Source organism: Prauserella endophytica (assembly GCF_005146945.1).
GTDB classification, from domain to species: domain Bacteria; phylum Actinomycetota; class Actinomycetes; order Mycobacteriales; family Pseudonocardiaceae; genus Prauserella_A; species Prauserella_A endophytica.
Genome location: NZ_SWMS01000003.1, coordinates 182806 through 207517, shown reverse-complemented (window position 1 = coordinate 207517; position 24712 = coordinate 182806). Strand labels below are relative to the sequence as shown.

Here is a 24712-nt window from a genome sequence, read left to right as displayed (position 1 = left end):
CCATCATGACAACCCTGTCCGCGCCTCCCTCCGAGGCGTTCGACGACGTCGCCACCGCCCGGCGGCGCGCGCGGCCGTGGCGCTGGGCGGCCGGCCTCGCGCTCGCCGCCGTCGCCGCGCAGCTCGCCTGGTTCCTCGTGAACAACGACCGCTTCGAGTGGGACGTCGTCGCGCGGTACCTGTTCGAGCCGACCGTGCTGTCGGGGCTGGCCACCACCGTGCTGCTCGCGGTGGTGGCCATGGCCATCGGCTCGGTGGTCGGCGGGCTGCTCGCGGCAGCGCAGCTGAGCGACTTCGCGCCGCTGCGCTGGGCGGCCACCGTCTACGTCGGAGTGTTCCGGGGCATTCCACCGCTGGTGCAGCTGATCTTCTGGTTCAACCTCGCCTACCTGCTGCCCCGCATCTCGATCGGCATCCCGTTCGGACCGGAGTTCGCGTCATGGGACGCCAACACCGTGATCACGCCGCTCACCGCGGCCGTCATCGGACTGTCGCTCGTCGAGTCCGCGTACATGGCCGAGATCATCAGGGCGGGGCTGCTCGGCGTCGATTCCGGTCAGCGCGACGCCGCGAAGGCCATGGGCCTCACCCCGGCCCAGACGTTCGCCAGGGTCGTTCTCCCGCAGGCGATGCGCGTGATCATCCCGCCGAGCGGCAGCCAGTTCATCAGCGTGCTCAAGGGAACCGCGCTCGTGTCGGTGATCGCGATGGCGGACCTGCTGCACTCGGTCCAGGTCATCTACAACCGGACCTACCAGATCGTGCCGCTGCTCATCGTCGCGTGCCTCTGGTACCTGGTGGTGGTCACCGTGCTCACCATCGGCCAGCGCTGGCTGGAACGGCACTTCTCCCGCGGCCACACGGCGGCCACGAGCGCGCGTCGCCCCACGGTATCCACATCGGACGGAGCAGCAGCATGACCGGTCAACCGGCCCTGCGGGTGCAGGGCGTGCGCAAGACGTTCGGGGACCACGCCGCACTCGACGACGTGAGCCTCGACGTGCGGGAAGGGGAGGTCGTCGTGGTGATCGGGCCCTCGGGCTCCGGCAAGTCGACGCTGATCCGCTGCGTGCACCAGCTCGAGGCCATCGACGCGGGCGCGATCTATCTCGACGGCGAGCTCCTCGGCCACGAGCGGCACCGGGGTGGCCTGCGGGCGCTGGGCGAGCGCCGGGTCGCCGCCCAGCGCAGCCGGATGAGCATGGTGTTCCAGCAGTTCAACCTCATCCCCCACTTCACGGTGCTGCGCAACATCACCGAAGCGCCCGTGCGCGTCCACCGCCGGGCGCGGAGCGAGGCGGAATCCGAGGCGATGGAGCTGCTGGAGCGGGTGGGCCTGGCCGACCGCGCCCACCACTACCCGCGTCAGCTCTCTGGCGGGCAGCAGCAGCGGGTCGCGATCGCCCGCGCGGTGGCGACCAAACCGAGGATCACGCTGTTCGACGAGCCCACCAGCGCGCTCGACCCCGAACTGGTCGAGGACGTCCTCCGCGTCATGCGCGGCCTCGCCGCCGACGGCATGACGATGGTCGTGGTCACCCACGAGATGGCCTTCGCCAGCGAGGTCGCCGACCGCTGTGTGTTCATGGAGGCGGGCCGCGTGGTGGAGTCCGGACCGCCCTCGGAGCTGTTCACCGCTCCCCGAAGCGCGCGCCTGCGGTCCTTCCTCGCCCGGCACCACAACGCGCGGCCTACGACGTCCACTGTGGAGAGTGTCTCGTGATCACGATCGCCTCCGTCGGCGACCTCATTCTCGACGAGCCCGGCCCGGCATCGTTCCTGGAGCCCGCCGCCGCACTGCTGCGGGCCGCGGACGTGACGATCGGGCACGTCGAGGTTCCGCACTCGACCACCACCGTCTCGCAGAGCACCGACGTCCCGGCGCCGCCCGCCGACCCGGCCGCGCTGCCCGCGCTGGCCGACGCGGGCTTCGACGTCGTCACCCTCGCGGGCAACCACATCCACGACGCGGGCGACGTCGGCATCGCCGACACCGTCGCCCACGCCCGCGCCGCCGGGCTCGTGCCCACCGGCGCGGGCGCGAACCTCGCCGAGGCACGCACCCCCGCTGTCGTCGAGCGCGGCGGGCTGCGCGTGGGAGTGCTGTCCTACAACTGCGTCGGCCCGCGCGAGTCGTGGGCGACGTCCCGCAAACCCGGCTGCGCCTACGTGCACGTGCTCACGCATTACGAGCTCGACCACGCCAGCCCCGGCGGTCCGCCGAAGATCTACACCTTCGCCGACCCGGACAGCCTGGAGGCGATGGAGTCCGACGTCCGGGCACTCCGGGCGCAGGCCGACATCGTGCTCGTGTCGCTGCACAAGGGCGTCGGGCACACGCCCGCAGCGGTCGCGATGTACGAGCGGCCGGTCGCCCGCGCGGCGATCGACGCGGGGGCCGACGCGGTGTTCTCCCACCACGCGCACATCATGCGCGGCATCGAGACCCACCGCGGCAAGCCGATCTTCCACGGGCTCGGCAACTTCGTCACGGTCACCCACGCGCTCACCCCCGGGGTGGGCAGCGCCTCCAGCGCCGAGCTCGAGGCGTGGGCGAAGCGCCGCCGGGAACTGTACGGCTTCGCCCCCGACCCGGACATGCCGTACTACCCGTTCCACCCCGAGAGCCGCAACACCGCGATCGCGTGGTGCCGGTTCGACGCGAACGGCCTCACCGAGGCCGGTTTCGTGCCGTGCTGGATCGACGACCGGGGGCGCCCGGTGCCCTGCGCCGGCACCCCCGACGGAGAGCGCGTCACCGCCTACATCGAGCAGATCACCCGCGCGGCGGGGCTGAACGGCCGGTTCTCCCACCGCGGCGACCGCGTCGTCATCGAGCCCGAGAGCACCGAAAGGTAGGACACCATGACCGACCAGCCACTGGCCGGGCGCACCGTCATCGACCTCACCACCGCCCTCGCCGGCCCCTACGCGACCCTGCTGCTCGCCGGCCTCGGCGCCACCGTGATCAAGGTCGAGAACCCGGCCACCGGCGGAGACTCGGCGCGTAACAACGCGCCCTACGTCGGCCGCGACGGTCTCTCCCTCGCCCGCGAGGACGCCGACGACATGTCCGTCTCGATGCTCGTGCGCGGCCGCAACAAGCAGAGCGTCACGCTCAATCTCAAAAACCCGCGCGCGCTCGCCGTCTTCGCCGATCTCGTGCGCGACGCCGACGTGGTGGTGGAGAACTACAGCCCCGGCGTCACCCAGCGGCTCGGCATCGACTACGCGTCCGTGCGCGAGCTCAACCCCAAGATCGTCTACACCTCGATCAGCGGCTTCGGCGCGCAGGGCGGACCGGGTTCGGGCAAGGCGATGGACTCGATCATCCAGGCCCTCTCCGGCGTGATGCTGACCGCGGGCGAGCCCGACGAGGGACCGGTCCGCTTCGGGCTTCCCGTCGGCGACATGCTCGCGCCGCTGTTCGCGGTCATCGGCACCGTCTCCGCGCTGCTACAGGCCGAGCACACCGGCGAGGGCCAGCACGTCGACGTCTCGATGCTGGGGGCGCTGACCTCGCTCGTGGCGTGCGAGCCGTTCGACGCGTTCGACGCGGTCGGCCTGCCGCAGCGCACCGGCTCGATGGTGCCGAGGCTCGCGCCGTTCGGGATCCTGCCGGCCGCCGACGGGCACCTTGCGCTCTGCGCGCCGACCGACGGGTTCGCCCACGGCGTCCTGCGCGCGATCGGCAGGCCCGACCTGATCGGCGACTCTCGCTTCCGCAACCGGGACCAGCGGGTGCGCCACGCCGACGAACTGCACGAGCTCATCCGGCAATGGTGCCGGGCGCGCCCCCTCACCGAGGTGATCGACGCGTTCACCGCCGAGGGTGTGCCGGCGGCGGAGGTCCGGGAGCCGAGGGACGCCGTGCGCGACCCGCTCGTGCGCAAGCGCGAGGAGGTCGTCCCGGTGACGCACCCGCGCTACGGCGACGTCGCCGACCTCGCGGCGACCGGAGTGCCCATCCGCTTCTCCTCGGCGAGGGCGGGCTTCGACCGGCCCGCTCCCGCCCTCGGCGAACACAACGACGCCGTGTACCGCCAACGGCTGGGCTACACCGAGGACGAGCTCGCCGACCTCGCCGCCGACGCCGTGATCTGACACCGCCGCGCACACCTTCTGGAAAGGAGCACCATGTCCGCTGCCCTCGCGCGGCTCGCCACGCCCACCGGACCCGACGGGAGCCGCCCCGTGATCGGCTACGTCGGCGCCGACGTGCCCGTCGAGCTGCTGACGGCCGCCGGGGCGCACCCGGTGCGGCTGACCGGCTCGCCGGGCGAGCCGAGCACGGTGGGTGACCGCTACCTCGGCACGGGGCTCGACCCGGTCGCGCGCTCGGTGCTCACCCGCCTGCTCGACGGCGCCTACGGCTGCCTCGACGGCCTGGTGGTCGGCCGCGACTGCGAGGCGTCGTCGCGACTGTTCTACGCGGTCAGGGAACTGCAGCGGATCGACCCGGCGGCGCCGCTGCCGCCCGTGCAGCTCGTGGACGTGCTGCATCTGCCGCACCGCACCACCACCCGCTACGTGCACGCGAAGCTGACCGAGCTGCGGGCGACGCTGGAGACATGGGCCGGCCGGCCGATCACCGGCGACGACCTCGCCGAGGCGATCGAGGAGCACAACCGGCTGCGCGGGCTGCTCCGCCGGATCGGCGCCCTCCGCGGGCGCAGGCCCGCACCGCTCACCGGGACAGACGCGTTGTCCGTGGTGGCCGCCACGACGCGGCTGCTCGTGCGGGACGCGTGCGCGCTGGTCGAGCAACTGCTCGCCGGGAAACTGTCCGAGGTGGACGGTCTGCGCGTTTTCCTCACCGGCAGCGGCCACGACGAGCCCGGCGTGTACGCGGCGCTGGAGGAGGCGGGGCTCGTGATCGTCGGCGAGGACCACGACTGGGGTGACCTGCTCTCCCGCCGCGACGTGGAGGCGCCGACGATGCTCGCGCTCGCCGAGCGGTACCAGCACAACGGGCCCTCGGCGCCGCGCGCGTCGATCCGGCAGCGTGCCGAGCACACCGCTGAGGCCGCCCGCACCCGAGGGGCTGAGGCGCTGATCTCCTACGCTCGCGTGCACGACGACGCGCCGCCGTGGGACTTCCCCGCGCAGCGGGCCTTGTGCGGGCTGCCGTCGGTGCAGCTGGTCCGCCAGCCCTACGGCGGGTTGACCGAGGAGGCGCTCGCGGCGGTCGCCGGCCTGCGCGGACCAGTGGGGGCCGTCCGATGAGCGCGCGGCTGGCCTCGGCGACAGCGGCCACCGCCTACCAGCGCGGCTGGTTCGCCGATCTGCGGGCGAGCGCCGCCGAGGGTGCTCCGCTCGCGCTCGTGAACGCCGACGCGCCGCAGGAGATCTTCCGCGCGATGGGGATCCCCTATGTCGTGAACCAGTGGTGGGCCTCGATCGTCACCGCGAAACGGCGGACCCAGGACTATCTGGAGCACCTGCGCGAGCGCGGTTACCCGGACTACGTCGAGCAGTACAGCTCCGTCTCCCTAGGGTCGCTGTTCGACCAGGACCCCGCCTCGGCGCCGTGGGGTGGGCTCCCCCGGCCGTCGATCGTGCTCGCGGAGACCACCGGCGACGCCTCGCGCAAGATCTTCGACGTCTGGGGCGAGCAGCCGGGGATCACGTTCTACCCGCTCGAGAGCGCGGCGGAGAACGACGTCCCGGTGCGGTGGTGGGAGCTGATGCCGAGACGCTGGGAGGAGGCCGTCGGCGGCGACCGGCTCGACCTGCTGACCGGCGAGCTGGAAGGGCTGATCCGGTTCCTGGAGCAGACCACGGGCCTGGTGTTCTCCGAGACGCGTTTTCGCGAGGTCATGGCGCTGGTCAACGAGCAGCAGGAGTGGAACCGGCGAACGCGTGACCTCATCGCTCGGGCGCGGCCGTGCCCGCTGGCGGTCACGGACAGCATTCCGAGCGTGATGATCCCGCAGTGGCATCGCGGCACCACCTGGGCGCGCGACGCGGCGAAGGCGTTCCACGACGAGGTCGCGGAGCGCGTCCGGACCGGCGCCGCCGTGTGCCCCGAAGAGCGGGCCCGGCTCATGTGGATCGGCCGGGGTCTGTGGTTCGACCTCGACTTCTACCGGCGGTTCCAGGAGTCCCACGGTGCCGTGTTCGTGTGGTCGATGTACCTCGCGATCGCCGCGGACGGCTACCTGCGGTACGGCGACGATCCGCTGCGCGCGCTCGCCGCGCGGTTCGCCGCGTTCTCCGACCAGCTGTACACGCCGCCGTGGTCGGCGGAGTGGTACGTGAAGGAGGCGCGCCACCACGGCGTCGACGGCGTCGTGCATCTCGTGTCCGAGGACGCGCGCGGCGGGTACTTCACCACGCGTGCGCTCGAAGCGGCCGGGATCCCGGTGCTGGAGCTGCGCGCGGACAACGTGGACGCCAGGGGCGCCGACGCGGCGTCGATCACGCACACGGTCGGTGAGTGGCTCGACCACCGGGTGCTCGCGCGTGGCTGAACCGCCCTCGATGCCGGCGGTGCTGTCCGGCGCGCTCGTGGCGTTGTTCGTCGGTTCGCTCACCAACACCATCGTCGGGATCGCGCTGCCGACCATCGCGGGCGAGCTCGGCGGCCAGGACCAGGTGCCGTGGGTGGCGAGCGCGGCGTTGCTCACGATGACGGTCTCGACCCCGTTGTGGGGCAAGGCGGCCGACCGGAACGGCCCGAGGCCCCTGCTGTTGGCCGCGCTCGGCGTGTTCGTGGCCGGGTCGGTGCTCGCGGGCTGCGCCCCGGACATGGGCACGCTCATCGCGGGCCGCGCGGTCCAGGGCGCGGCGGCGGGCGGGATGCTCGCGCTCACCAACACCCTGATCGCCGGCCTGGTTCCCGCGCGGGAACGGGGCCGCTACACCGGGTGGTTCGGGGTGTCGTTCGGCGTCGCGTCGGTGGCGGGTCCACTGATCGGCGGGCTGCTGGTCGGCCTGCCCGGGCTCGGCTGGCGCTGGTGCTTCCTCGGCGTGGTGCCCGTGGCCCTGCTCGCCGCCCTGCTGGTCCGCCTCGCCCCGCACCGCAGGCCCGCGGAGCACCGCGGGACGGTGGACGTGCTCGGCGGCGCGCTGTTCGCCGCGGCGGCCACCGGGCTCGTCGTGCTGCTGTCCGCGGGCGGGCGCGCGTGGCCGTGGCCGTCGTGGCCGACCGTCGCGTTCGGACTCGGCATCGTGGTGCTCACCGTGCTCGCGGTGCTGCACGAGCGGCGCGCGCCCGACCCGATCCTGCCGCCGAGGCTCTTTCGCACCCGCACCTTCACGGTGGCCTGCGCCACCGGCTTCCTGCTCGGCGCGGTGATGTTCGGCGGAATCATCTACCTGCCGCAGTACCTGCAGGTGGTGCGGGGGCACGACGCCACGACCGCCGGCCTGCTGATGCTGCCGCAGGTCGGCACGATGATCGTCGCCTCGACCCTGTCCGGCTATCTCATCGCCAGGACCGGCCGGTGGAAGGCTTTCCCCGTCGCGGGCTGCGCGCTGCTCACCACTGGGATGGTCATGCTGGCCCCGCTCGCGCCCGACACCGCGCCGTGGTGGCTCGCGGCCGGCATGGCGGTGCTGGGCGCCGGCACCGGCATGACGCAGCAGGTGCTCGTGCTGATCGCGCAGAACGCGGTGGGACCGGGCGACCTCGGCGTGGCCAGCTCGGCCGCGACGTTCACCCGCACCCTCGGCGGCGCGGTCGGTGTCGCCGCGTTCGGCGCTGTGATCACCACCCGGCTGCACACCGACCTGCCCTCCGCGCGAGCGGGCTCCGGGCTCGCCGGCGACGAGGTGCGGAGCCTGCTCGGCACCCCCGAGCGGATCGCCGAGCTGCCGCCCGCCCTAGCCGAGGCGGTCCGCCTCTCGTACACGAGCGGCCTCGGCTCGGTGTTCCTGCTCGCGATCCCTATCGCGGTGGCGGCCCTCGCCGCGGTACTCCTTCTCAGGGAGACCCCGCTCGGCACGCGCTGAGAGGGGTCACGTAAGTCAGCCCCCAAGGCCACCTTTGTTGCGTTGAACGCGACAAAGGTGGCCTTGGGGGACGGTTGTCAGCGCGCGATCGGGAGGGTGATCGACGAGAATGCGCCCGGCCGCCGGTGCACGGTGTAGACGGGCGCGGGGCTCTGTTCCCGGCGGTTGCTCTCGCGCACGTCGGCGCCGGTGACGGTCACCCGCAGGCGGTGTCCCGCCGGGACCACCGTGGACACCGGCAGCAGGTCGAAGGACACCCGTTCCGCCCTGCCCGGCCGCATCGGCTCGGCGTCGCGCTCGAACGCGCGGTGCCACGGCGTGCCCAGCACGTCGTAGGGCGCCTTCGCGGTCTCCCGCAGGGACAGCCGGAGCCTGCCGTCGGTGAGGATGCGCACGCTGCCGTCAGGGGCGACGGACTCGAGATAGGCGAACACGTTGCCGTCCGCCGCGGTCGACGAAAGCCGCAACGACACCACCGGGTGGCCGGTCAGCTCGATGTCGCCCGCCAGCGGTGCGCTCGTGTAGGTGAGGCCCTTCTCGTCCTGCGGGCAGGTCTGGTTCAGCCCGACCGGCTCCGGACAGCTCACCGAGTAGTCGACGCGGTATTCGTCGGTGCCGCCTCGGGGAGGCCGCGTGGTGAGGCCGCCGTCGTTCACCGACCCGACCGTGCCGGTCGGACCGTCCGCGAGGTAGTACCGCACCGCGCGCTGCTTCGGCGGCCACGACTCCGCGGAGCGCCACCGGCCCGACTCACCGGAAACGGTGTAGTAGTGCACCGGCGGCTCCGCCATGATCCCGTTGTCGATGCCCTTGAGCCAGTAGTCGAAGAACCGGTGCCGCTCCGCCACCAGGTCGAACCCGTCGTGGCCACAGTGCGGCCACGGACCGATGAGCACCTTGTGCGGGTTCGACAGCGACGCCGCGCTCACGAGGATCTCCTTGCGGAAGTCGTCGTCCCAGCCGTCGTAGCTGTAGATCGGCACGCCGGAGCGTTCGATCTCCTGTGCGTGGGTGGCGACGCTGTAGTCGAGCCACGGCCGCGCGCCGACCGAGTCCACGTAGCTGTCGCGGAACGGGGCCTGCCGCCACATGTCACGCAGCACGGTGTTGTCCCGGTGCTGCAACGCGGCCTGGTACAGCAGCTCGCCGTCCGGGTCGGCGTCGACCGGGAGGTTGCGCAGGTCCTCCTCGAGTGTCCGGTTCGGACCGACGCCCCAGTTGGCGCGGATGCCGCCGCGCTCGAAGCCGTCGTACTTGTGGAAGGAGTAGTTGCCCGCGAAGACGGCCTTCAGGTGCGGAGATCCGGCCGTCGCGGCGTGCATCGCGGCCTCTCCGGTGTTGGAGCAGCCGAACACGCCGAGCTGCCCGTCGCTCCAGGGCTGCGTCGCCAGCCACTCCATCACGTCGTATGCGTCGGCCGCCTCGGTGCGAGAGTGGTAGCCGGTCATCGTGCCGAAGGACGCGCCGTTGCCCCGGCGGTCGACGTACGCCACGACGTAGCCGTACCGGGTCAGCTCCGCCATGCCGCTGGTCACCCCGCGCAGGCTCACCGAGCCGTCCTCGGCCCGCGAGGCACGGCTCAGCTGGTGCTCCCACACCACCGGGTGCGGTGTGTCCACCGCACGTCCGTCGACGGCGGGCCGGTGGAGGTCGACGGCCAGCCGCGTGCCGTCGCGCATCGGCACGTATTGCGACGTGCGCACCCATTCGTCGTAGAGCACCTCCGCGTAGCCCGAGTACTCACCGGGCCGCGACACCCGCGGCTCCGGCTCCGCCACGGCGGCCGGCGCCGCCGTGCCGACCAGCAACAACGTCGCGAGCGTGGCTTGCCAGAACGCTCTCACCTGTTCTCCTCGCCGTAGTAGGGACGGTTGAAGACCGGAGGCCGGTACCCGAGATAGCGGTCCGACCCGGCGAGCCGGTTCATCGCCTCGGCGTTCGTCGGGCCCCAGTGGCCCGTGCGCAGCCGGTGGGTCATGGCGACGATCGCGGCCTCCTGCTCGGCCGTGGTGAACGTGCAGTGCCCGGCCGTGCCCAGATAGGTCTGCCGCAGCAGCGCGGCGTTGCCCTCCTCACGCACCACGGCGCCGTAGGACTGTTGCTGCGCCACCGTCGAGATCTGGTCGCCGACCGGGTTGACGGTCAGCACCGGGATCCGCAGGTCGCCGTCGAAGACGATGCCTTGCTCCAAAGTGGACACCGCATGGCGGTCGGGCCGGATCCGGGGAGCGCCGGCGAGCACGCGCAGGTCGGCGGCCAGGTCCAGTCCGGCGCGCGCGTAGAGCTCGCGGACGGCGCGCCGGTGCGCAGGCTCGGCGAGCGCGAGCTGGCGGGCGTAGTCCACCCCGGTGTTCCAGGACGGGTTGCCGCCCGTGAGCTGCTCGATGGCGCGCCTGCTGCTCATCGCCTGGCCCAGGTACGGCAACGCGCCACCGGACAGCGCGAGGTACATGCCCTCCTGGAGGGCCTCCGGGTCGCGCGCGTCCGGTTGCGGCGTCGGCTCGCCCTCGGCGGTGAGGCCCCACGCGGGCAGCTGGCCGATGGCGGCCGCGAGCGCGATGCGGGCCCTGCCCCCGGGTGTTCGCTGCGCGGCTCCCACCGCCGCGAGCCACGCCCGCTGCGCACCGGCGACGTCGGCGGCGATGCCGGTCACCGGGAGCGAGGTGTCACTGAACAGGAGTGTCTTGAGCGTGAACACGGTGTCGAGCTTCTGGTTCCACTGCCCGACGGCTCCGCCGAGACCACCGCAGAACGGCACCGCGGCGGCGAAGCGGTCCGGGTGCACCTGGGCGACACCGGCCGACACCATGCCGCCCATGGACCGTCCCGAGGCGATCGCCCAGCGCGCGTCGCCGAACGCCGCCTCGAACCGGTCCAGCGCGGCGGCCTGGTTGTCGATCGCGGCGGCGATGTCCCAGCCGGTGACGGTGCGGCTGGTGCCGCCGACCGCGTAGCCCAGTTCGACGAGGCGCCGCGCGAGGGCGTCGTCGGGCGCCCTGCTCGCGAAGTCGAGGTCCACCAGCACGATGCCGTTCCACTGGGCGGGCCGCACGAACCGGTAGGGCGTGCCGTCGGCGAGGGCGCCCTCGGCGCACTGGTGCCGCACGGATGTGCCCGAGAGGCACATGTGAGCGGGTTCGGCGGCCGCGACCGAGGGCAGACCCGCCGCGGCGAGCAGGAGGGCGAACACGGCCGCCAGGCGGCGGAGCACCGTTGCGCGCATGGGCTACTCCCCCGCCCGGAAGCTCTTCGCCGACACCGACCACCCCGGCACGCCGCACAGCCCGCAGGCGTCACCGAGGAAGTAGGCGCGCGCGGCCCGGTCGCCGTTGAGCGTGAAGTCGAGCCACTGCACGAGTGTGGTGACGGCCTCCTCGCGGATGGTCGCGTCGGTGTCGCCGTCCCGCACGCCGTACCAGAATCCACTGTGGCCCGCCGACGGGTTGCTCGCCCGCACCGCGGGCACCGTCACCAGGTCGTAGTTGGCGATGGTGTTCTCGTGCGCCTGGTCGGTTGGCCCGCCGTCGAGGAACAGCACCGGGGCGTGCAGCTTCGCCAGCTCCGCCCTGCCGTAGCCGTAGCGGCCGTCGGCGAAAAAGCCACTGTTGAGCGAGAGCACGGACGTCACGCGGGGATCGGCGCCCGCGACGAGGGCCTCCAGCCCACCGCACGAGTTGCCCGCGACCGCGACGCGCTTCGTGTCGATGCGATGCCGCAGCGCGCTGTCCGCGCGCCGGTTCTCCCGTTCGGCCCAGGTGATGCCGTCCAGCAGCACCTCGGGCACGGGCGTGCCCTTCTCGTCGTAGGTGGGGTTGCCGAAGCCGCCGACCGACACCACCAGGAACCCGTGCGCGGCCAGCAGCACGTGGGTTCCGATGAGCACGTGGTTGCTGGTGTGCCTGCACGCACCGTTGCCGAACACGACGACCGGCAGCTTCCCCCGCACGGCACGGAGATCGGCGGGCCGGTACACGGTGTACTCGGCGGCGAGGTCGCGCGCGTGCCGAGCGGGCTCCCGCACGACGGCGTGGAACGTGTCGATCGCCGCAACCCTCGGCGCGGCCGACGGCGACCGCGGCTCCGGCGGCGAGGACAGCGCACTCGCGGCGGTGACCACGAGAACCGTGGCGAATGCGGTGACGAGCGGAAAGCGGAGCGACAGCTTCACGGCACAATGCCTCTCTCTCCTGGCGCCGCGCCGAGCCCGGATGGAGCTCCGTCGTCGAGCGCCCGCAACAGGATGAACTACTTGCGTGTCGACCGTCAATGATCGTGTTGCCTATCGGGCCGCAGGGGGCGGCCAGCCTAGACTCGGCGCATGAGCGCGGACGCCGGGCCACAGCATTCGCAGCGACTGCTGGGCACGTTGCTCGGCGACTACTGGTTCTGGCGCCCAGAGCACCTGCCGTCCTCGGCGCTTGCCGGGCTGCTGTGCGAGTTCGGGCTCACCGAGACCGCCGCGCGCGCCGCCATCCGGCGGGCGGCGGCCCGCGGGCTCATCGTGGCGTCGAGGTCGGGTCGCACCACCGCCTACGGCGTGCCCGCCCGTACCCACGAGCTGATCGTCAACCACCTGAGGCGCCTGCTGGAGTTCGGCGCGGAGAAGCGCGAGTGGGACGGCAGGTGGACGTTCGCGATGTTCTCGATCCCCGAGGACCAGCGCGAGAATCGCCGCACGCTGCGCAGCCGCCTGCGCTGGCTCGGGTTCGCGCCGCTCTACGACGGCGTCTGGGTCTGCCCATGGGACACCGGCGCGGCGGCGCTCGACGTGCTCACCGAGCTGGCGGTCGAGGCCGCGACCGTCTCCCGCGCCGAGCTGGCCCCCACCACGCCGGAGCCCGGACACCCGCTGCGCGCGTGGAACCTGGATAGCCTCCGCACGTCATACCTGACCTTCCTCGACCGGCATTCCGGACTACGCGCCCGCGTCGCCGCGGGCGCCGTGGGCCCTGCCGAGGCACTCATCGGGCGCACGCTGCTCATGACCGAGTGGCGCGCGTTTCCCGACCTCGACCCGGACCTGCCCGGCGAGCTGCTGCCGGACGACTGGCCCCGGCGCGAGGCCCGGCAGTGCTTCATCGACATCTACGACACGCTGGGCCCGATCGCCGAGCAGCGCTTTCGGCAGTTGCTCGCGCCGCACGCCCCCGCGCTCGCCGACCTCGCCGCCTACCGCACCAGCGACGACATCGCGCGAGGGGAGCCCGCCGACCAGGCCGACTGGCCCGCCGAGGGGGCTTCGAGCTGGGCCGGCCCGATCGGCAGAGACCTCGACTAGCAATAGGCAACTCGTTCTTGTCCTTACGGACACGAGTGTGTAGCCTTTCGCTCATCCGTCCGGCCCGCACAACCGGTCACCCGATGTCTCAAAGTGGAGGCAGTCGTGTCCACTCCCGCCTCGCCCGCTCACCCCGCACGGCGTTCCCCCGGCGTGCGAGCCCTGCTCGCCGGCCCGATGGGCGCCTGCCTGGCCAACTACGAGTTCGGCATCTACGGCACGATGTCGGCGCTCGTGATCAACGAGCTGTTCTTCCCCTCGCTCAGCCCCACCGCGGGCACGCTCGCCGCGTTCACCACGTTCGCCGTCGGCTTCCTCGCTAAACCGTTGGGAGGCTTGCTTTTCGGGCGCGTCGGCGACCGGTTCGGCCGGCGCACCGTCGTGGTCTCCGCGCTCGTGCTGATGGGGTTCGCGACGATCGGCATCGGCCTGCTGCCGACCTACGCGACGATCGGCGTCGCGGCACCGGTCCTGCTGACCGTGCTGCGCCTCGCACAGGGGCTCGCCGTCGGAGGCGAGTGGGGCGGCGCCGCGACTCTCGCCGTCGAGCACGCACCCGCTCACCGGCGTGGTTTCTGGGGCGGCATGGTGGGCATCGGCGGCCCGATCGGCTCGATCCTCGGTGTGCTCACAGTGCTGCCGCTCTCGGCAGGCCTGTCGGAAGCGGCGTTCCTCTCGTGGGGCTGGCGCGTCCCGTTCCTGGTGAGCGCCGTGCTCGTGGCCGTGGGCCTGTGGATCCGCCTCGGCGTGGACGAGTCGCCGGTGTTCCGCACCGAGGTCGCCACCCGCATCCGACCGAAACACGACCTGTGGCGCGTGCTGACCCACAACGGCAGGCCCATGGCGCTCGTGTTCTTCCTCGCCGGCGCCGCGGTCACCGGCATCTACCTGCTCAACACCTACACGCTGTCCTACGCGGTGAACCACGCCGGGCTCGACCGCTCCACGATGCTCGGCTTCATGACCACGGCACAGGTCATCGCCGTCGCCGCCGCCCTCGTGCTGCTGTCCCGCATCGACCGCATCGGCCTCGCGCGCCTGTACCAGTGCAGCGCCGTCGCGCTCGCCGTGGTGGCGTGGGTGCTCTTCGCCGCGCTCGACAGCGGCAGCAGCGCCGTGGTGATCAGCGCGCTCGCGCTCGGCCAGATCGCGGTCAACGGCATGGTCATCTCGTCGGTGCCGATCTACGTATTGCTCTTCCCGCCCGCCGACCGCGTCACCGGCGCCGGCTTCAGCTTCAAGACGAGCGACGCGATCCTCGGCGGCACCACCCCGCTCGTCGCCGGACTCCTCGTCGAGGCCGCGGGCGGAGCCTCGTGGGTGGTGGCCGCGTACGTGACCCTCCTGGTCGCCGCCGCCGTCACCGCGTGCGCGGTCGGCAGGCGCCTGCTGCGCCGCACCACCGCCCCCGCGCCGGAACCACACCAGACGACCACGGAAGTGAGCGCATGACCGCACCGAGGCCGGCCCAGCCGGACGAGCACGACTTCGACCCGCTCGCCGAGGAGACCTTCACGAGCGCGCACGAGACCTACCGCGAACTGCGCGGGCGCTGCCCGGTGGCCCGCAGCCAGACCTACGGCGGCTTCTGGGCCCTGTTCCGGCACGCCGACGTCACCGCCGTTCTCTCCGACAGCGACACGTTCACCACCAGCGTGCAGAACGTGGTACCGAAGTTCGCCTTCACCGGGCGCCGTCCGCCCCTGCACCTCGACCCGCCCGAACACACCGACTACCGCCGCGTCATCAACCGGTTCTTCACCAGGGGCAGGATGACCGCGCTGGAACCCGCCGTGCGCGGCCACGCCGGGCGCCTGCTCGGCGAGCTCGTCGCCCGGGGTGAGTCCGACATCTCGGCCGATTACGCCCGCGTCTTCCCCGCACACGTCTTCGCCGACTTCTTCCACCTGCCACTGCACCTGGCCGAACGGATCGAGCAGATCAGCGCGGAGTACGTGCGGGCCATCCAGGTGGTCGACGACGAGGAGGTGAAGCGCAGCAGCAGGCTGCTCTACGACATCGCCGCCGAGGTGATCGACCACCGGCGCGACGCCGCGCTCGACCCCGGCGACGACCTCACCACGGCGCTGCTCGCGGCCCGCCCCGGCGGCGAGCCACTGCCGGACGACATGGTGCTCGGCTGCGTCCGCCAGCTGCTCGTCACCGGCATGGTCGCGCCGAGCGTCTTCATCGGCACGATGCTCGCGCACCTCGCAGAGCACAAGGACCTGCAACGCCTCCTGCGGAGCGCCCCGGAGCGGATCCCCGGCGCCGTCGACGAGTACCTGCGGCTCTACACGCCGTACCGCGGCATGTCCCGCACGGCGAGGCGCGACGTGGTGATCGGAGGGCGGCTCATCCGCAAGGACGAGCCGATCGCACTGGTCTATACCTCCGCGAACCGCGACGAGAGCGTGTTCGAGGACGGCGAGAACTTCGTGCTCGACCGGCCCAACCTCCGCGAGGCGATCCCGTTCGGGGCGGGAATCCACGCCTGCCCTGGCGCCCCGCTGGCGCGGATGATGCTGCGGGTCACCCTGGAGGAGTTGCTGACGCGCACCACGGACTTCCACGTGGCGGGCGAGATCCTCATGGCTCGCTGGGCGGAATGGGGCACGAGGTCGGTTCCGCTGGCCTTCGAGCCCGCGGCCCCACCGTCCTGAGCACGAGCAGGCCGCCGATTCCGGGCACCAGCGACGCGATGCGCGTGGCGGCCCGCCGGTCGCCCCGGAACGCGAGGACGACCACGAACAGGTAGGCGCAGCCGTGCACGGGGCCGGTCACGGAGGACACCGGTTCCCAGTGCGCGGTGAGGAGGTTGAGCAGCAACACGGCGAGCGAGCCCGCCTCCACGGCCGCGGCGATGCGCAGCATCCGCCGGGAACCCACCGTCACGCTCCCGTCGTGGAACCGGGTCGCACGATCATCAGCACCGTCACCGCGGCCCACAGCAGGTTGAACATGCCGGTGTACATCGCGAGCCGCGCGGGCGTCCGGGCATCGTGCTCGGCGGGTTCCTTCGAGAGCCCGCCGAGCAACCCTTCCTGGCGGGGCAGCACCAACAGCACGAGCACCGCCGCCGCGCACGCCGTGAGCGCCATGGACACGATCAGCCACGCGTCGCCCAGCACCCCGAGACTGCTCGCCGTGGCGAGACCGAACACCGGGACGACGATCCCGACCATGGCGTAGACGCGGCAGATGCGGTGCAGCGTGCGCAGCACCGTCAGCTCACGGGGACTGCCGGACGCCGCGCGCCGCGCGACGGCGGGGAACATGCTCGCGGCCACCGTCACCGGGCCGATCGCGATGATCGCGGCCAGCACGTGGACCGCGAGGAGGAACTTGGTCACGCGGCCGACCGTAACGGCGCCGGTTGATCACGAGAAGCGGCTCGATGGCCACGTTCCAACGGATTCTCGCCAACACCCAACCTGCGCCGTGGCGCTCATCCCAGCCGGTCACAGCCTTGGCCGGAATCAGGCGGTCGGTTACCGTTTCGCCATGCACACGGTGGCTGTCCTCGCGCTGGACACGGTGGTTCCCTTCGACCTGTCCACGCCGATCGAGGTGTTCACCCGCACCCGGCTGCCCGACGGTCGGCAGGCGTACCGGGTGCGGGTCTGCGGCGTCACGCCGGAGGTCGACGCGGGCACGTTCGCCCTGCGGGCGCCGTGGGGACTCGACGCGCTCACCGATGCGGACACGATCATCCTGCCCGGCTGCGCCGACCCGGCGCGCCCGGTGCCGGAACCGGTGCTGGACGCGTTGCGGCGTTCCGCCGCCCTCGGCACGCGGATCGCCTCGATCTGCACGGGCGCGTTCATCCTCGCCGCCACGGGCCTGCTCGACGGGCACCGGGCCACCACGCACTGGGCCGCCGCGAGCACGCTCGCTCGGTGGTACCCCGAGATCGCGGTCGACCCCGACGTGCTGTACGTCGACAATGGACAGTTCCTCACGTCGGCCGGAGCGGCGGCGGGACTCGACCTGTGCCTGCACCTGATCCGCCGGGACTACGGCTCCGCCGTAGCCGCCGACGCCGCCAGGCTCTCGGTGATGCCGCTCGAACGCGAGGGCGGGCAGGCGCAGTTCATCGTCCACGACCAGCCGCCGATGCCCCGCGGCGCGACACTCGAGCCGCTGCTGGCCTGGCTCGAGGACAACGCGGCGCGGCACCTCACGCTCGACGACATCGCCGCGGAGGCGGGGATGAGCACCCGCACACTCAACCGCCGCTTCCGTGAGCAGATCGGCACCACCCCGCTGCAGTGGCTGCTGCGGGCGCGCATCCGGCAGGCCCAGCACCTGCTGGAGGCCACCACCCATCCCGTCGACCGCGTCGCCACGCAGGTCGGTTTCGGCTCCCCCACCGCGTTCCGCGACCGCTTCAAACGGATCGTCGGCACCAACCCGAACGCCTACCGCGCCGCCTTCCAGCGGACCGGCGCCCCGGCCTGAGTCACTCAGTCCCAGCGGAACAACCAGGCGGCAGCGGCCCCGGAGAGCACCGTGGTCACCGCGAGCGCGAGGAGCTGTCCCGGCTCGGGCGTCAGTCCGGCCCAGCAGTCGCCCAGCAGGTCGAGCGCCGCGCCGAAGGGCAGGTACGCGCCCGCGTCGGCGAGCCAGCCGGGAAGGTGCTCCCGGCCGCCGAAGCCTCCGCCCATCGCGAGGAACCCGAAGAACAGCGCCAGTCCGATCGCGACGGCGGCGTTGACCGTCGGGGCGATCGCCGCGACGAGCATGCCGACGGCGTACATCGCGGCGACCGTCAGCAGGAACACGCCAATCGCGCCGGCGAGCGAGCGCGGGACGGTGAGGTCGAACGACAACCGCGCGAGCGCGAGCGCCAGCGCCACCCCGAGCACCGTCTGCACCAGGCTCACCACCGCCTGCGCGACGAGCACGAGCACCGGATGCGCCGGCGTCACCGAGAGCCTGCGCAGCACCCCGGTGGTGCGGTAGGCCGCCAGGAACGACGGCATGTTCACGATGCCGATGAGCGCCACCACCATCGCGATCGTCATCGGCACGATGTAGGCGTCGAGCGCGGGCAGCCCGCCGAACGCGGGAACGGGCGTGCGGTCGGCTCCGAGCCCGTTCATCACCATGATCAGCATCGGCAGGCCGAACGGCACCACGAGACCCGCGGTGTCCCTGGCGACGAGTTTCGCCTCGGTGAGCGTCAGCCTCGCCCACGCGGCGGGGCCGGGACGCGCGGCGATGATCGGCTCAGTCATGGGGGTTCTCCTCGGTCGCGCGGCCGGTGATCGCGAGATAGGCGTCGTCGAGGGTGGCTTCCTCCAGCCGCAGCGCGGTGATCGTCACCGACCTGCGGACCAGCTCCGCGGTGACGACGGGAAGCGCCTCGCGCGTTCCGCTCACCACGAGCTCGCCGTCGTCCTCCCGCACTCCGGTGACGCCGGGCAGTGCCTCCAGCACGGCCAGGTCGAGCGGCTCGCTCACCCGCAGCCGGATCCGCTGCCCTCCGCCCTCACTGGCCACGAGCGCGTCCGGGGTGTCGAGGGCCACGACCCGGCCGCGATCGAGCACGGCGACCCGGTCGCACAACCGGTGCACCTCCTCGAGGAGGTGACTGACGAGCACAACCGTCACACCCGTGTCGCGGATGCGCTCGACGATCTCCCAGATGTTCCTGCGGCCATGCGGATCGAGGCCGGTGCTCAGCTCGTCGAGCACGGCGATCCTGGGCCTGCCCACGAGTGCGAGCGCGATCGAGAGCCGCTGCGCCTGCCCGCCGGAGAGCTTCCCGAACGGGCTGTCCCACTGCTCCCCGAGCCCGAGGTCGGCCACGAGCCGCCGGGGGTCGGCTCCGTCGCGGTAGAAGGATCGGTAGAGGGTCACCGCCTCGCCGACCCGCAGTGCCTCCGGCAAGTACCCCTGCTGCAGCTGCACGCCCAGCACCTGCCGGAGCCGGGCCCGGTCGCGCCGAGGGTCGAGCCCGAACACCCGGATCCTGCCCGCGTCGGGCTTGCGCAGCCCCGAGACGCACTCGACCAGTGTGGTCTTGCCCGCGCCGTTCGGGCCCAGCAGCCCGAAGATCTCCCCGCGCTCCACGGTGAGGCTGACGTCGTCGGCGGCCACCGTGGCGCCGTACCGTTTTCGCACGCCGTCGATCTCGATCACGGCCATGTCTCCTCCGCTCTGCCGTCGTGCCGCAGAAGGTAGGCAGGGCGGCCCGCCCAGTGCAGGTGCCAGAGGTCATGATCGGCGACCATGACTTCCGGCACGGGTCACCGCCGGGCGCGCTGCGTAGCCTGGGGCGATGAGCGAGTCACGGCTCGAGATCTGGACGGCGGCGAGCCTGGTCGCCGTGTCCCTGCTCGTCGCGGTTCCCGTGGTGATCGACCTGTTCGGCGACGCCACCGCGACCACGGGCCCGGCCTGGGCGTGGTGGGCCTGCTACCTCGGCTACCTGGCCCTGCTGGGGCTGATCTTCGCGGGCTTCGCCAGGCGGCCGGTCATCGTGCTCGTGCCGCTCGCGCTGTGCGCGGCCGGCACCGTTCTGCTCGCCGCACGCGCCGGGTTCACGCCGATCCTGCTCGTGTTCGTCACCGCGTGCGCGGCGACGCTGGCGTCCCGGCGGCTCACCGCCGCGTTCCTCGCGGCCAACACCGGCGTGGTGGCACTCGCCGTCGTGGTCGCGGGCGGCCCGTTCCCCGATGTCGCGCTGACCTCGCTGGTCTACGCCGCGCTGCAGACGTGCTCGGTGTGGGCGGTGTGGAGCGAACGGCGCGAGCGGACCGCCCGCGAACGGCTGGCGGTGGCCAACACGGAGCTGCGGGCGGCGACCGCGCTGCTCGCGGAGTCGAGCCGGTCGAGGGAGCGGCTGCGCATCGCCCGCGAGCTGCACGATCTGCTGGGCCACCAGCTCACCGCGCTCGTGCTGGAGCTGGAGGTCGCCTCCCACCACCGGGGCGACGCCGCGGCCGAGCACGTCCTGCGGGCTCGAGGACTCGCCAGGGAACTGCTGGGCGACGTCCGCACGGCCGTCGGCGAGCTGCGGTCGCGCCCGCCCCGGCTACGCGAGGCGCTCGCCGAGATCGTCGCGGACCTGCCGCGGCCACGCGTTCACCTGAGCGTCGCCGACGACATCGAGCCCGACGAGGAGTGCGCCGTGACGCTCATTCGCTGCGTGCAGGAGGTGGTCACCAACGCGATCCGGCACTCGGAGGCCGAGAACCTGTGGCTACGTGTGGACCGCGCCGAGTCCGGCGAGATCACGCTGCGCGCCGAGGACGACGGGCGCGGCGCGGAGCTGCTGCGGATCGGCAACGGGCTCACCGGCGTGCGCGAGCGCGTCGAGCAGCTCGGTGGACGCGTGAGCTTCGAGAGCAGACCCGGTTTCCGCGTCGACGCGACGGTGCCGGCGCCGTGATCCGCGTGTGCGTGGTCGATGACCAGACGATCGTCCGGCACGGCATCCGCAGCCTGCTGGAGCTTTCCCCCGAGGTGACCGTCGTCGGCGAGGCGGGCGACGGCGACGAAGCGCTCGCGGTGATCGAGGAGTCCCCGCCCGACGTGGTGCTGCTGGATCTGCGGATGCCCGGCAGGGACGGCATTTCCACGCTGCGCGAGCTACGTGCCCGCGGCAGTTCGCTGCCCGCGCTCGTGCTGACGACGTTCGATGACGACGAGCTGGTGCTCAGCGCGCTGCGCGCGGGCGCGCACGGCTACCTGCTCAAGGACGTGACCCTCGAACAGCTCATCGGCGCGATCCGCACGCTGGCCGAGGGCGGCACGCTGGTCCAGCCCGCGCTCACCGACCGCCTCCTGCGCGCCGCGGGCAACCTGCCGCCGCAGGAGGAGATCGACGACCTCCCTCCGCCGCAGCCGCTGACCACCCGGGAGCTGGAGATCCTGCGGCTGCTGGCGGGCGGCTACGCCAACCGGGAGATCGCCGCGGCACTGCACCTTGCCGAGGGCACGGTGAAGAACCACGTGTCGAGCCTGCTCATGAAGCTCGGCGTGCGGGACCGGACGCGGGCCGTGCTGCGCGCGCTGCAGCACGGCCTGCTCACCGGACCGGGCTCTGCGGATACGTCCGTTCCGGGCGCCTGAACCACGCCGTCGCCGCGGGAGCGAGTGTCCCCGGCACCACGACGCTCCACAGCACGATCGTGATCGCGCCGGAGGAGCTGGATCGACGGGTCCCCTTCGGACAGCGTCAGCGCGCTGCGGCTGCCGCTCCGCGAGCGGGCCGGGCACCCCGCGCACGCGCAGGATCAGCAGGTCCACTGTGGTCCTGACCGGCCCGCGCCCGTCACCTCGCAGCGAACACCAGCTCGTCGCTGTAGCGGGCCGAGCCGTCGGGGTTGTCGCCCAGGTAGAAGCGCGTCGACATGGTCCGCTCGCCCGTGTCCAGCACCGAGCGCCACAGCGTCCGCACCGGGTGGGCGCCCGCGTTGCCCGCCTCGTATCGCACGTCGTCGAGCGCGGCCCGTAGCGCCGGACCGGACAGCTCACCCTTCTCGTTCCACCGGTGCAGCGAGCGGTACCGCTGGTAGGTCTCCATCGTCTCCGCGTTGTCCTCGGGCAGGTTCGCCGGATCCGGGTGACGGTGCAGGTAGTGGTTGGTGACGCACAGCGCCGCGGAACCGGCGTCGACGATGTGCTCGTCGCCGCCCGGCCCGCGCTCCCAGACGAACGCGTCCCCCGAGGCGTCGGCGACGAGGTAGTGCAGCGGCGCGCCGAGGTCGTACTGCTTCGCCCCGAGCAGGGCCATCCGGGCCTGCTCCGCCGTCGCGCACGTGTCGAGCACGAACCGGGGCAGCTGCGTGCTGCCGAGCCCGACCTGCGGGCCCGCGTCCACCGGAGCGCCGGCAGCCTCGGCGTCGGCGATCAGCAGCGCCACGGTGAGGCCGTGCTCGTTGACGCCCTCCATGCAGCCGTCCAGCTCGTTCATCGTGAGCACCGTGGTGGCGGGACCGTCGTCGGGAACACTCGTGATCACATAGGGCCGCGAGGCCATCGGCGGGCCGGTGTCCTCGATCGTCTCCCCGGAGAGCATCGCGAACAGCGCCGCCTGGCTCGTGACGAAGAAGTCGTAGTTGCGGCCGACGAGCCCCCTGCCCTCCTCGGTGAGCGAGGGCGGGCAGAAGGTCACCGAGCAGGCCGAGCCCTCGGGGACGCCAGTGAACGAGTCGAGGAACACCGCGGCATCCGGGTCCACGCCTGCCGCCGAGGCCGCCCCGCGCAGGCGGGCGGCGTGCTGCGGCCAGTGCGTCGCGAACCACTCGCGCCGGGCCCGCGCCCGCCGGGGGTCGGCCGCGAGCGGCCGCCAGCCATAGGTTTCGCGGGCCGCGTCGGCGAGGCCCCTGCCGATCTCGGTCTGGCTGCCGGTGAGCCGCAGGCCGCGGACCGTCATGAAGTCCCCAGCGCGGCCACCCACGAGTATCTCGCTGTGCGTGGTCATCGCATCTCTCCTTGTCGTTGAGCCGGTTCCCGCCACATCGGCCAGATCGGTGGGCCGTCGGGCAGGGTGATCGGGTCGCCGATCGTGTGGAAGCCGTGCCGCTCGTACAGCGGACGGCTGCGGGCCGAGCTGGCCTCCAGGTAGGCGGGCAGGCCCTGCTCGTCGGCCTTCGCCAGCCGCTCTGCGAGCAGCGTTCGGGCGAGCCCGCTCCCCTGCCGTCCCGGCTCGACGCCGAGGAACGGCAGGTAGAGGTGGGCCCGGTCGTGCGGGTGCCGCCGCCCCGCCAGGTCCGCGAACGTCACCAGACGCCGCACGTGCGGCAGCAGCTCCGGCGGCACCTCGCCGTCGGAGCCACCCATGACCGACTCGCCGGCCGCCAGCGAGAGCCATACGGCCACCGCCGCGCCACCACCGGCCACGGCCAGCTCGCCCTCGGCCGCCGACCGCGACACCAGTGGCGCGAACAGCCGCTCGGCCGCCCGCGGCCGGGACTCGTCCTCGGGGAACAGCCAGCGCGACACGGGGTCGTCCTGGAACGCCGCGACGAGCACCCCGACGCTCGCCCTCTCATCGATCGCCATGCGTACAACGTACCCATCGTCGGAGCCGATTAGGTGATATTGAGGCGAATATGGGGGACATCCCTACCTAGTGCACTAGTACAGTTGGCCCATGAACGCCGTACCTCCCTACCTGCGCATCGTCGCCGAGATCCGGGACCGCATCGCCGACGGCGAGCTGGGCCCCGGCGATCGCGTCCCGTCGGCGCGGCAGATCGTCCGCGAGTGGGGTGTCGCGATGGCGACCGCGACCAAGGTGCTCGCGACGCTTCGCCGGGAAGGGCTCGCCGAGGCCCGCACCGGCGTCGGCACCGTCGTGCGCGCTCCGTCGGCGCCGCCCGTCCGCCGAACCGCCGAGGGGGTGCTGACCAGGCAGCGGGTCACCGAGGCCGGTATCGCGATCGCCGACCAGGAGGGACTCGGCGCGGTGTCGATGCGCCGCGTCGCCACCGACCTCGGTGCCGGGGTGATGTCGCTGTACCGCCACGTGGCCGGCAAGGACGAGCTGGTGCTGCTGATGGCGAGGGAGGTCTTCGCCCGGAACCAGCCGCCGGTGCCCGGCCCGGCGGGCTGGCGGGCGAAACTGGAGCTGATCTGCCGGCTGCAGTGGGACGCCTATCGGCGCCATCCGTGGCTGCCGGGGCTCGTCTCGATGACCCGGCCGCTGCTCATCCCGGAGGCGATGGCGCACACCGAGTGGACGCTCGCCGCGCTCGACGGGCTCGGACTCGACCCGGACGAGCGCCTGCGTGAGGCGATGGCCCTGCCCGCGCTCGTCCGCGGGCTCGCGCTGTCGGCCTCCGCGGAGCGCGAGGCCGAACGGGCGAGCGGGCTCACCAACCAGCAGTGGTGGCTCGCGCTGTCCGGCGAGGTGAACGCCGTGCTCGGCACCGGACGCTTCCCCCGGCTCGCCGAGACGAGGGGCGAGGTGGCGGAGGACCTCGACGGGGTGCTGGCACTCGGGCTGACCCGCCACCTCGACGGGCTCGCCCTGCGAGTGGCCCAGGTCTCCCGGCGCGACCGGCAGGGGCACCGAAAGCCCCCAAGGCCACCTTTGTTGCGTTGAGCGCAACAAAGGTGGCCTTGGGGGCCGTCACGAAATCTCCGTAGTCGCGTACGTAGCCCTCCCGATGTGTCGGTGCCAGGAAACCGCCAACCTGGAAGCACGACCGATTCCCGGTACGGAGAGACCCATGCCCATCGACTCGCATCCGCAGCCCTGCCCCCACTGCCGGCGCCCCACGGTGCTCATGTCCTACCACTGGGGCCGTCAGTGGGTCCACGTCGGCACCTGGCGTCCCCGGTGCGGCGCCCCGACGTGGGCCCGGCGGGCCGCGACGCGTACCGACGGCCGCGTGACCCCGCACGCGGCCTGAGGCGGCGGGCCTCTCCAGCCTGGCGACGCGTTACGGAGCAGGTACCACCCGTACCGCGCGCCAAGGCGCGGCGGGGCCGAGGGCGTTCTCCCCGCAGCCCTCCGCC

The 24712-nt window shown here is 72.5% G+C and carries 24 protein-coding genes; 15 read left to right on the top strand and 9 right to left on the bottom strand.

Features of this window, described 5'->3' with window-relative positions; translation table 11 throughout:
* The first annotated feature begins 5 nt into the window (after positions 1 to 5).
* The 7 genes from FCN18_RS08090 to FCN18_RS08060 are packed head-to-tail and all read left to right on the top strand — an operon-like array spanning position 6 to position 7956.
* Complete coding sequence (locus FCN18_RS08090; protein WP_113642123.1) at positions 6 to 920, top strand: amino acid ABC transporter permease; 915 nt, start codon at positions 6 to 8, stop codon at positions 918 to 920.
* Positions 917 to 1723: an amino acid ABC transporter ATP-binding protein gene (locus FCN18_RS08085; protein ID WP_112269433.1), complete on the top strand. Its 807-nt coding sequence runs from the start codon at positions 917 to 919 to the stop codon at positions 1721 to 1723. Before FCN18_RS08090 ends, FCN18_RS08085 begins: the two co-directional genes overlap by 4 nt.
* Complete coding sequence (locus FCN18_RS08080; protein ID WP_112269431.1) at positions 1720 to 2859, top strand: CapA family protein; 1140 nt, start codon at positions 1720 to 1722, stop codon at positions 2857 to 2859. Before FCN18_RS08085 ends, FCN18_RS08080 begins: the two co-directional genes overlap by 4 nt.
* A gap of 6 nt (positions 2860 to 2865) precedes the next feature.
* Complete coding sequence (locus FCN18_RS08075) at positions 2866 to 4104, top strand: CaiB/BaiF CoA transferase family protein (RefSeq protein ID WP_112269429.1); 1239 nt, start codon at positions 2866 to 2868, stop codon at positions 4102 to 4104.
* A 33-nt stretch (positions 4105 to 4137) separates the two neighbouring features.
* Positions 4138 to 5226, top strand: a complete 1089-nt coding sequence (locus FCN18_RS08070) for a 2-hydroxyacyl-CoA dehydratase subunit D (protein WP_137094206.1) — start codon at positions 4138 to 4140, stop codon at positions 5224 to 5226.
* Positions 5223 to 6473, top strand: a complete 1251-nt coding sequence (locus FCN18_RS08065) for a 2-hydroxyacyl-CoA dehydratase family protein (RefSeq protein WP_112269425.1) — start codon at positions 5223 to 5225, stop codon at positions 6471 to 6473. The genes FCN18_RS08070 and FCN18_RS08065 overlap by 4 nt, the downstream gene beginning before the upstream one ends.
* Positions 6466 to 7956, top strand: a complete 1491-nt coding sequence (locus FCN18_RS08060) for an MFS transporter (RefSeq protein ID WP_228713756.1) — start codon at positions 6466 to 6468, stop codon at positions 7954 to 7956. Before FCN18_RS08065 ends, FCN18_RS08060 begins: the two co-directional genes overlap by 8 nt.
* Before the next feature lie 77 nt (positions 7957 to 8033).
* Here the strand turns inward: FCN18_RS08060 and FCN18_RS08055 are convergent, their stop codons facing one another.
* Genes FCN18_RS08055 through FCN18_RS08045 form a run of 3 tightly spaced genes read right to left on the bottom strand, consistent with a single transcriptional unit; the run spans position 8034 to position 12124 of the window.
* A complete protein-coding gene (locus tag FCN18_RS08055; protein WP_137094203.1) occupies positions 8034 to 9800 on the bottom strand; it encodes a CocE/NonD family hydrolase in 1767 nt (588 codons plus the stop codon).
* Positions 9797 to 11179 (bottom strand): alpha/beta hydrolase, encoded by a 1383-nt coding sequence (locus FCN18_RS08050; protein WP_228713755.1) that lies wholly within the window; start codon positions 11177 to 11179, stop codon positions 9797 to 9799. Before FCN18_RS08050 ends, FCN18_RS08055 begins: the two co-directional genes overlap by 4 nt.
* 3 nt (positions 11180 to 11182) lie before the next feature.
* Positions 11183 to 12124, bottom strand: coding sequence for an alpha/beta hydrolase (locus tag FCN18_RS08045; protein ID WP_137094201.1), 942 nt, complete (start codon positions 12122 to 12124; stop codon positions 11183 to 11185).
* Positions 12125 to 12274: 150 nt separating this feature from the next.
* Here FCN18_RS08045 and FCN18_RS08040 point away from each other — a divergent pair, with 150 nt between their 5' ends.
* From FCN18_RS08040 to FCN18_RS08030, 3 genes are all read left to right on the top strand, one after another.
* Positions 12275 to 13234 (top strand): PaaX family transcriptional regulator, encoded by a 960-nt coding sequence (locus FCN18_RS08040; RefSeq protein WP_137094199.1) that lies wholly within the window; start codon positions 12275 to 12277, stop codon positions 13232 to 13234.
* Between the two features lie 105 nt (positions 13235 to 13339).
* Positions 13340 to 14686: an MFS transporter gene (locus FCN18_RS08035; protein WP_137094197.1), complete on the top strand. Its 1347-nt coding sequence runs from the start codon at positions 13340 to 13342 to the stop codon at positions 14684 to 14686.
* On the top strand, positions 14683 to 15897 hold the full coding sequence (locus tag FCN18_RS08030; RefSeq protein WP_137094195.1) for a cytochrome P450: 1215 nt from the start codon (positions 14683 to 14685) through the stop codon (positions 15895 to 15897). The genes FCN18_RS08035 and FCN18_RS08030 overlap by 4 nt, the downstream gene beginning before the upstream one ends.
* On the opposite strand, the gene FCN18_RS08025 is transcribed toward FCN18_RS08030, so the two are convergent.
* Both FCN18_RS08025 and FCN18_RS08020 read right to left on the bottom strand, forming a co-directional pair.
* The gene (locus tag FCN18_RS08025) at positions 15824 to 16129 is read right to left on the bottom strand and encodes a DUF3817 domain-containing protein (protein ID WP_228713753.1); all 306 of its coding nucleotides are present in this window, start codon (positions 16127 to 16129) and stop codon (positions 15824 to 15826) included. The genes FCN18_RS08030 and FCN18_RS08025 overlap by 74 nt on opposite strands.
* Positions 16126 to 16587 (bottom strand): DUF2269 family protein, encoded by a 462-nt coding sequence (locus tag FCN18_RS08020; protein WP_113642131.1) that lies wholly within the window; start codon positions 16585 to 16587, stop codon positions 16126 to 16128. Before FCN18_RS08020 ends, FCN18_RS08025 begins: the two co-directional genes overlap by 4 nt.
* A 151-nt stretch (positions 16588 to 16738) precedes the next feature.
* On the opposite strand from FCN18_RS08020, the gene FCN18_RS08015 reads away from it, so the two are divergent.
* Positions 16739 to 17695: a GlxA family transcriptional regulator gene (locus tag FCN18_RS08015; RefSeq protein ID WP_137094192.1), complete on the top strand. Its 957-nt coding sequence runs from the start codon at positions 16739 to 16741 to the stop codon at positions 17693 to 17695.
* Between the two features lie 5 nt (positions 17696 to 17700).
* Here the strand turns inward: FCN18_RS08015 and FCN18_RS08010 are convergent, their stop codons facing one another.
* Positions 17701 to 18474, bottom strand: coding sequence for an ABC transporter permease (locus FCN18_RS08010; RefSeq protein WP_113642133.1), 774 nt, complete (start codon positions 18472 to 18474; stop codon positions 17701 to 17703).
* Positions 18467 to 19387 (bottom strand): ABC transporter ATP-binding protein, encoded by a 921-nt coding sequence (locus FCN18_RS08005; RefSeq protein ID WP_137094190.1) that lies wholly within the window; start codon positions 19385 to 19387, stop codon positions 18467 to 18469. The genes FCN18_RS08010 and FCN18_RS08005 overlap by 8 nt, the downstream gene beginning before the upstream one ends.
* Before the next feature lie 133 nt (positions 19388 to 19520).
* Between FCN18_RS08005 and FCN18_RS08000 the strand changes: the two genes are divergently transcribed.
* The gene (locus tag FCN18_RS08000) at positions 19521 to 20633 is read left to right on the top strand and encodes a sensor histidine kinase (RefSeq protein ID WP_113642135.1); all 1113 of its coding nucleotides are present in this window, start codon (positions 19521 to 19523) and stop codon (positions 20631 to 20633) included.
* Positions 20630 to 21316 carry a response regulator gene (locus FCN18_RS07995; protein WP_113642136.1) on the top strand — a complete coding sequence of 229 codons (687 nt, stop codon included), beginning with the start codon at positions 20630 to 20632 and terminating at the stop codon, positions 21314 to 21316. The genes FCN18_RS08000 and FCN18_RS07995 overlap by 4 nt, the downstream gene beginning before the upstream one ends.
* Before the next feature lie 202 nt (positions 21317 to 21518).
* On the opposite strand, the gene FCN18_RS07990 is transcribed toward FCN18_RS07995, so the two are convergent.
* Positions 21519 to 22670 carry a C45 family peptidase gene (locus FCN18_RS07990; protein WP_113642137.1) on the bottom strand — a complete coding sequence of 384 codons (1152 nt, stop codon included), beginning with the start codon at positions 22668 to 22670 and terminating at the stop codon, positions 21519 to 21521.
* Positions 22667 to 23251, bottom strand: a complete 585-nt coding sequence (locus tag FCN18_RS07985; protein ID WP_113642138.1) for a GNAT family N-acetyltransferase — start codon at positions 23249 to 23251, stop codon at positions 22667 to 22669. Before FCN18_RS07985 ends, FCN18_RS07990 begins: the two co-directional genes overlap by 4 nt.
* A 91-nt stretch (positions 23252 to 23342) precedes the next feature.
* Here FCN18_RS07985 and FCN18_RS07980 point away from each other — a divergent pair, with 91 nt between their 5' ends.
* On the top strand, positions 23343 to 24296 hold the full coding sequence (locus FCN18_RS07980) for a GntR family transcriptional regulator (RefSeq protein ID WP_137094188.1): 954 nt from the start codon (positions 23343 to 23345) through the stop codon (positions 24294 to 24296).
* A 127-nt stretch (positions 24297 to 24423) separates the two neighbouring features.
* Complete coding sequence (locus FCN18_RS07975; RefSeq protein ID WP_137094186.1) at positions 24424 to 24606, top strand: hypothetical protein; 183 nt, start codon at positions 24424 to 24426, stop codon at positions 24604 to 24606.
* The last annotated feature ends 106 nt before the right edge of the window (positions 24607 to 24712 follow it).